This is a genomic window from Mesorhizobium sp. M0983, from assembly GCF_040318975.1.
GTDB lineage: Bacteria > Pseudomonadota > Alphaproteobacteria > Rhizobiales > Rhizobiaceae > Mesorhizobium.
Window position 1 is genome coordinate 1 of record NZ_JAMYNH010000050.1, and the last position, 7,536, is coordinate 7,536.

Genomic DNA, 7,536 nt, shown 5'->3' on the forward strand with positions numbered 1-7,536 from the left:
CGCAGGCTGCCTCGAGCCGATCCCGCTCGTAGCGACGGGCCAGCGAGAGGATGCCAAACGCGGAGCGGTATCCCTGCTCGGGATGGGGACGGTCGCGCATCATGCGCTCGACCAGAATGGCGACGTTGGGGCCGATCCTTGCCGCCCGGCTGATCAGGCTGGCCGGTGTGGTGTTGGCGTAGCGCTGGTGCGCCTTGGGCATGTGTTCGTTGACGGTGACATGGCCGGAACGCTGCGAGCGACGCACATGGCTGGCGACACGCTGGTGGTCGTGGAAGATCTCGACCACTCGGTGCGTGAGCCGCACCTCGACGGTGCGCCCGATCAGCCGGTGCGGCACCGAGTAGAAGGTCTTGTCGACCTCGACATGGTAGTCAGGATGGACCTTCGCCGATTTCCACTCGGCGTATTCGAACGGTGCCGCCGGCAGCGGCTTCAAGGCAGCCCGCTCGATCTCCTCGAACAGTTCGCGGCGGCTTTGGCCGACATGGCGCATCGGCCGGTTGTTCAGCTCCTCGAGCAGCTCCGCGATCGCCGTGTTGAGCTCGGCGATCGAGAAGAAGGACCGGTTCCTGAGCCGGGCGAGAATCCAACGTTCGACGATCAGCACCGCGCCCTCCACCTTGGCCTTGTCGCGCGGCTTGCGGCTGCGGGTCGGCAGGATCGTCGTGTCGTAATGTTCGGCCATCGCGGCAAACGTCGTGTTCAGCGTCGGCTCGAACCACAGCGCCTTGGCGACCCCGGCCTTCAAATTGTCGCAGACGATCGCCTTGGTGATCCCGCCGAAGAAGCTGAGCGCCCGCACCTGGCCGTCGATCCAGTCCGGCAGCCTCTGGCTGAAGCTGGCAAAGGCGAAGGTCAGGTTGGAGGCGCCCAGCACCGCGACGAAGATCTGGGCGCGTGAATGACGCCGGTCGCCGGATCGATCACCGGCACCGTTGGCCCGGCATAGTCGGTCTGCATCACCGCGCCAGCCGCATGCCGGTTGCGGAACACGGCGCTCGTCCGCTGCCGGAAGGCGGCGAACCGGTCGCAGAACCAGGTGAAGCCGTGCCGTCGGGATGGGCGGCGCGATATTCCTGCCACAGAAGCGTCAGCGTCACCCCTTCGCGCTTCAGCTCCCGGGCAACCCGCGCCCAATCCGGCTCGCTCAGATCCTGCGGCGGACGGCCCATTCGGTGAAACAGACGCTGTTCCAGTGCCGCATCGTCGTCAAAGCCCCCAGGCAGGGCCAGCACGACAGCCCCGCCTCCCGCGCCCGCAGTAAATAGGTCGAAACCGAGGTCTTGCCGATCTTCAGTCGCTCTGCCACCTCGCGCACCGAAAGACCCTGTTCATGGGTCAGGCGCAGGATCGTCCGGATATCCCTCACGCTCGTTCGTCTCGCTTGCTTCCGTCTTGGCATGGGCTCTCTCGGTTCGATAATGAGAGAGCCAAAATGCCAGAAAGGCGCAGCCGAGAACCGACCGTCAAATCCACCCCGGAAACTGTCCGGGACTTAGCGGAATCACTGTCCGGGAGTTAGTGAAAACGGTGTCCGGGACTTACCGGAAAAGGTGTCCGGGACTTACTGAAACAACGCATCTTTGACAACCCGCGTGTGACCGAACATAGCGTTCTGGCCGGCCATTTCGCCGCGACCGCGGCGCGCGTTGCGGCGAGCGAAGGTCCGATCCTGATCCTGCAGGACACGACCGAATTCATCTACAGCCGCGCGCAGCCGGACAAAATCGGCTTCACCAAGACCATCAACGCCGGGCGCTACAAGGCCGGGCAGCCCAACGTGCTGACTTTGTGCGGGGTGCTGATGCATTCGAGCCTGGCCGTCACCCTCACCGGCACACCCCTCGGTCTGACGGCGGTGAAGTTCTGGACACGAACGAATTCAAAGGGAACGCTCGCGCTCAAGCGGCACATCAATCCCACGCGCGTGCCGATCGAGACGAAAGAGAGCTACCACTGGCTGGAGAACCTGCGCCAATCCATCGCGCTCGTTGGCGCGCCCGAGCGCTGCGTGCATGTGGGTGACCGGGAGAGCGATATCTACGAGCTCTATTGCACGGCGCAAGACCTTGTGTACGAGCTTCATCGTGCGGGTGCAGACGAACAGGCTGGCCGAGCGGCCTGCCGATGCTGCCCCGCACGATCCTGCTCATCGCGTCTTCGCCCAACTTGCGGCGGCGCCTTGGGCAGGACGTCATCGCATTACGGTCGATCAGGACGAGACGACCTGCCTGCAGGTGAAGTTCGCCGCCATCAAAACCTTGCCGCCCGTGGGCAAGCAGAAGCGCTACAGTCCGCAGGTTCTGACTTACATCCACGCCCTCGAAGAGGACCCGCCGCCCGGTCGCGAGTCGATCGACTGGAAGCTGGTTGGATCAAGCCGACGATGTGGGTAATCGGAAGCTCCGCCGGATGGATACGCGAGAGCGACATCTACGAGCTTTTCTGCACGGCCCATGAACTCGGCACCCATCCTGGTGAGGACTTGCGTCGATCGCTTGGCGGTTGATGGCGAGCACACGATCGCCGCGGAGATGAACGAGGAAGAGATCAGCGCGCTGCATGAGGTCGAGGTTCGCAATGCCAAGGGCAAGCCTGAGACCGTCGCGGTCGAGATCAAATGCCGCCGCATCCATGTCCTGCCGCCGATCGGCAAGCAGAGGCGCTATCCCGCGCTCGACCCCACGGTGGAAGCTGATCACCAATCTGCCCGTGCATGCCCACCGCTCACAGCCGCACGCTAAACCGGATCTCGCAATAACCGATGTCGAATTGAAGCTCCTCGATCATCTTCTTCCCGACAAAGCTCCGACCGCCTCCCACGCCGGCACCTTATTCGAGCTATCTGGTCAAGATCGCGCGATTGGGTAACTATCTCGCGCGTGCCAGCGACCCGCCGCCGGGCAACACGGTCATGTGGCGCGGCCTTATGCGCCTCACGGACATCAAGCTCGGCGCAACCATCGGAGCCGAACTTAATTGAAAGCTTCCACCGGATGCATACGGCACGCGCGTCTTGGAAGTGCAAGATACTTGACGTCGCCATTGCGATTAGACACCCTCATGTCTTCCGCGGACCGCTTTCTCTTCGTCAGCCCGGACCAAATCGCGGCCGGACTTTATCCCTGATGGAGGAAATTACCCGTGGCAGGTCACCGCGGTGCTATTCGCTGAAGTGGCTAATTGCCTACGAACGAATGAGCGAAGCCGCTTTCTCGGCGATTGCCATTGTTACCGCATTCGTATTGGTAGACGATGCTATTGGCATCACCGACGCATCGACAACTCGTAATGCCTGCAATCCGTGAACCTGGAGTTTGGGATCGACAACAGCTCTTTCATCAACCCCCATCCGACAGGTGCTTGAGAAGTGAAGAGCAGACGCGCCATGTTCTCGTGCATAATCTAGAAGCTCCGCGTCGCTCGTTATGGGAGGGCCCGGTTGAGTCTCGCAAACGCTAAATCGAGCGAGCTCTGGCCTCTTAAACAGTTCGCGTGCTAATCTTATGCCTGAGAGGAGGACTCCACTGTCCGATTGTGCCGAGAGATATCCGGGCGATATTGCGGGAGCCACATTCGGGTCAGTGGAAACGATGCTCACGCGTCCACTGCTTTCAGGAAAAGATTGCCACAAAGCGATTGTCATGCCTGGCGCCAGCTCGAGTTTGCCCAAACCAGCGTAACTGCCTGGAGTGAAGCTCAATTGCAGATCAGCAGCGACCACACTGTCCCTGCTTCGAGCGAAGAGAACTGCATTGCTCGCCCCTAAGGACATGAGACCTCGTCCGAGCAAGACATATGCCAACGACTCGCGGAAGAGTCGCCACCCCCGTGCCCGCTCATTGAGCGTTACGCAGCCCTGAACTCGGTGCGCGACTCTAACAAGGAAGTGATCCTTCAAGCTTTCGCCAACACCAGGCGAATGATGCACCAACGGGATGCCATGACACGATAGAAGGTTGGAAGGCCCAACGCCGGACAACTGCAATATTTGCGGTGATTTGAGGGCTCCTGCGGCGAGGATAACCTCCCGCTTTGCCTTCACGTGGAATAGATGGCCAGCTCGTATGAATTCAACCCCTATCGCGCGACGATCTTCAAAGACTACGCGCGTGCACAGCGCATTGGTCAGTAGTTGAAGGTTTGAACGTGCCCTCGCTCGGCTCAGAAATGTCCGGGCAGTGCTTGCTCGAAAGCGACCTTGGCGATTCTGCTGAAACCATCCGACGCCGACATCCCGGAGGCCATTGATGTCAGCGATCACGGGAAACCCGAGAGACTCAGCACTCTCAATGAACGCCGAAGATAGCGGATGACGGACTGCCAACGCCACCACCGGCATGGGGCCATCAGTTCCCCGGTCTGCAGAATCGCCACCATCGTAGCGCTCAATCGATCGGAAATGGGGTAATAGCCCATCGTAGCTCCAACCCGTGCATCCAAGCTGAGCCCAGCGATTATACTCCTCAGGATGCCCGCGAACGAAGAGCGTTCCGTTTATCGAACTGCTACCACCCAAGACCTTTCCCTGAGGTAGATCGAGGCTCCGACCATTGAGCTCCGAAGACGGTTCACTACGGAATCTCCAGTTGATCGTTTTGTCGTTTTGAAGTTTCAGGAACCCGGCTGGCACATGAATCAATGGGTTATTGTCAACTGGACCCGCTTCGAGAAGCAAGACCCTGAAGCGACCATCTTCAGATAACCGGTCAGCAATAACGCTGCCGGCCGACCCTGCCCCAACAACGCAGAAGTCGCATTCAATGTGGTTGGTTGGATGCAGATCCTGCTTTGATCGCAATCGCCTATTCCTTTGGATCTGTAGGTGCTTACCCCACCTGGAGCCGCGAATTTGGATGGACTAAGTCATCACACCTCCCGAAAGCGCAGCAGCTCCAATGGTCGCCGTGACCTTCTAGGATGATCCCTCCTTGGCCTTGCTTCGACGCCATCGCCTTAGGCTACAATTTTTCCCTCGTGCTTAGCTGGTGCAGACAGCTCTTGCGGTTTTTTATCACTGCTTTCCAGAGCCGCCACAAACGGCTGGCAGCCAGATCTCGTCAGGGCTGACTGTTTTATGAGCGGCAAACGCGTCGTTTGAGGTCTCCGGTGGCGCGATTGTGCTCGGCATCCGCCGGCCGTCAGCTATCGACTCGTATCGTAGCGGTATTACCTCGACGCCCTGCACGTCGACGTCGGAGAAGCAACGGAACTTGGCGCCGGGCAAATGCTCGGTCACCTGATTGAACAGACGGACAACATGGTGCGGCTCGAATTCGCCGCCCGAGCGGAGGACGCAAGCAACCGTCTTCACCATATCACGCTTCCCTCGAGCGTCATCTTTGGATGGTTCTGCAACTTGGAGATCCACGGCGGCGGTATTTTCGATTTGCGTGACCATTGGACGACTTCTCCTCAGCCCGTGACGCGCTTGTGGATGACCTCGCATGTCCCGTGCCAAAAATGAAAAGGTATTTGAAAACAATTCACTACATTTGGTATGCTACGTTGCGTATCCGACATCGTCAGAAATCGGACAAGCCTGAACTTGGTTAGATCGCCTTGTGAATTTCATTCTCCCGCGAAGGAATTCCGTCCGCCATTCCTGCCAAAATGCCCGGGCAGGTCATGGCAAGCTTCTGCAATCGGCCGGCTGTCGTGATGCGAAGTCTTCCGTCCTGCGCCCACAAGGCATCGAAATTGGTCGGGACTGGGCAGAAGCGCCGCGCGTCGTGGTGACATGCACATTTTGCCAATCTTGAGCGCCACTTTCCCCCCCGTGAGTCATTTCGCCACGGCCTATCCGGCCGAGCTCGACCGACGTCGGCGCTTCGCCTTGACGTGCCGCACGTACCGCCCGGATCGCCTCCAGCAGAAGCGCCGAGGCAACGCCCCTGCCTACCCCGAGCGTCGCGTCGCCGATGGCGATCTCCAGCCCGTCGCTGTCGACACTTCTCGCCGCGCGGCCTTGCACCGCATTTGCCGCTGCCGACTGGCGCCGGCACAGCGGGCTCTCGTCCAGCCGACCGACTACGCCCTTGATGACGATGCTTTCAACTCTGGGCTCGGGTTCCGATTGCAATCCGTCCTCCCGCGAAGAATCTTCGCGGGAGTGTCGCGCGATTCCGGTCCCCGAAACACGGCACCAAATGGACGCTTAAGGGGCGCCAACTCACTGCCCCGGAATTTCTCCGCCCAGTTTGGGACGGTCTGATGGGTGATGCCGCCGAATGCAACTGATCAATTCGGGTTATTTGGTGTTTTTTTCGGAGCGCAGTAGCGCTGGACAACGGGACAAGATTTCTCGAGTGTGCTCACCGAGCTGAGGCGGGGGAAGCCGGATTCCAGTTTTGTAGCAGTTGAATTGTAGTGGTTGGTTCACGTGCCATTCGCCGCCATCTTCGGGGCTGAGCCGGACAAATAGGTCTCGCGTGCGCAACTGCGGATCTCCTGCGACTTCCTTCAGGTCATGCACATGCCCCCACGGAATTTCCATAGCATCGAAAAGACCTGCCCACGCTTCCACCGTTTGCTTTGCGATCGCAGCGGCAAGTTGCGCGCGATAGCCGCGTGCCCACGCCAACCACCTGCTCTTCGAGGAATTCGACGGACTGGAGCAGACGGAAGGCGCGCTCGTGAGGGGCGCGGAGGCGGTGCTGTTCGACAAGACCACCCCGATTTTTTGCGACAACAATCGGCAGGATGATACCGTCCAGACCCTTGCCACGAGCGTCTTCGCGCTTTTCCCCTGATCGCGTCGAATGGCGCGTGCACGCCACGCCGGCCGAACTCGACGCGCTAAGCGGAACGATGCGTGTCGTCTAATTCAAAGCATCCTTAGATTCTATAAGACAATTACCACGGCCTGGATGGCAGAACTGGCGGAGATGGTGTTGCTCGGCCGTCTCATAAGTGCGCACCACCGAAATCTTCGATCGGTGCTGCCTTCGATGCTGATCACCAGAAAACGCCAGCAGATCGCCGGCTTCGCTGTGATGCCGGAGTACAAACTCAGCGCTTATTTGGAAATTGTGTGATGTGATGAGACAGCAATCGTATGCCGGCGACGGCAACTATCCGAACAGTTACTACGCCGCCTCCCGCAGCATGTTCCGCACCCCAGTGCGGCTTCAGGGGCCGGGTAGAAACCGACATTCGTGTCGTTGGCGCCGGATATTCCGGGATGGCAACGGCAATCCACCTCACGGAGAAGGGCTATGAGGTCGTTGTCGTCGAGGGTGCGCAGGTTGGCTGGGGTGCTTCCGGACGCAATGGCGGCCAGATTATCAACGGCCTCAGTGCCAGCCTCGCGACGATCCAGCGCCGCTACGGTGAGGGCTCGGCGCGGTTCATCGGTGGTCTGATCCAGGAAGGCGGCAAGATCATTCGCCGCCTCGTCAGCCAATATCAAATCGAATGCGACCTGAAGTCGGGAAACATCTATGCGGCCTATACGCCGGCGCATATGAAGGAACTCGAATCCAAGCAGGCGCTGTGGCGTAAATATGGCATGGACGACCATCGGCTGCTCGA

Annotated in this window: 6 protein-coding genes and 2 pseudogenes; 4 read left to right on the forward strand and 4 right to left on the reverse strand. The window is 59.7% G+C overall.

What is annotated here, in order from left to right; translation table 11 throughout:
- Positions 1-1,405 (reverse strand): annotated as a pseudogene (gene istA / locus NKH71_RS33080) (IS21 family transposase); the annotation flags it as partial.
- A 195-nt stretch (positions 1,406-1,600) separates the two neighbouring features.
- Here istA and NKH71_RS33085 point away from each other — a divergent pair.
- Together NKH71_RS33085 and NKH71_RS33090 are read left to right on the forward strand one after the other, a co-directional pair.
- Entirely contained in the window at positions 1,601-2,512 is a 912-nt protein-coding gene (locus NKH71_RS33085) for a hypothetical protein (protein ID WP_352896568.1), read from the forward strand.
- Positions 2,502-2,747: a hypothetical protein gene (locus tag NKH71_RS33090; RefSeq protein ID WP_352896570.1), complete on the forward strand. Its 246-nt coding sequence runs from the start codon at positions 2,502-2,504 to the stop codon at positions 2,745-2,747. The genes NKH71_RS33085 and NKH71_RS33090 overlap by 11 nt, the downstream gene beginning before the upstream one ends.
- 443 nt (positions 2,748-3,190) lie before the next feature.
- Here NKH71_RS33090 and NKH71_RS33095 read toward each other — a convergent pair whose 3' ends face one another.
- The 3 genes from NKH71_RS33095 to NKH71_RS33105 form a co-directional block, all read right to left on the reverse strand.
- Entirely contained in the window at positions 3,191-4,804 is a 1,614-nt protein-coding gene (locus NKH71_RS33095) for a GMC family oxidoreductase (RefSeq protein WP_352896572.1), read from the reverse strand.
- 213 nt (positions 4,805-5,017) lie between these two features.
- A complete protein-coding gene (locus NKH71_RS33100) occupies positions 5,018-5,404 on the reverse strand; it encodes a hypothetical protein (protein WP_352896574.1) in 387 nt (128 codons plus the stop codon).
- Positions 5,405-6,253: 849 nt separating this feature from the next.
- Positions 6,254-6,730: a CoA transferase gene (locus NKH71_RS33105; RefSeq protein WP_352896577.1), complete on the reverse strand. Its 477-nt coding sequence runs from the start codon at positions 6,728-6,730 to the stop codon at positions 6,254-6,256.
- A 142-nt stretch (positions 6,731-6,872) separates the two neighbouring features.
- Between NKH71_RS33105 and NKH71_RS33110 the strand changes: the two genes are divergently transcribed.
- Together NKH71_RS33110 and NKH71_RS33115 are read left to right on the forward strand one after the other, a co-directional pair.
- Positions 6,873-7,040, forward strand: a complete 168-nt coding sequence (locus tag NKH71_RS33110) for a hypothetical protein (RefSeq protein ID WP_352896580.1) — start codon at positions 6,873-6,875, stop codon at positions 7,038-7,040.
- A 4-nt stretch (positions 7,041-7,044) separates the two neighbouring features.
- A pseudogene (locus tag NKH71_RS33115) lies at positions 7,045-7,536 on the forward strand (NAD(P)/FAD-dependent oxidoreductase); the annotation flags it as partial.

What these genes read in the sequence shown, in the direction of transcription:
- NKH71_RS33110 (WP_352896580.1), top strand. Translation starts at nt 6,873, where the DNA reads ATGGCAGAACTGGCGGAGATGGTGTTGCTCGGCCGTCTCATAAGTGCG.
- NKH71_RS33100 (WP_352896574.1), bottom strand. Translation starts at nt 5,404, where the DNA reads ATGGTCACGCAAATCGAAAATACCGCCGCCGTGGATCTCCAAGTTGCA.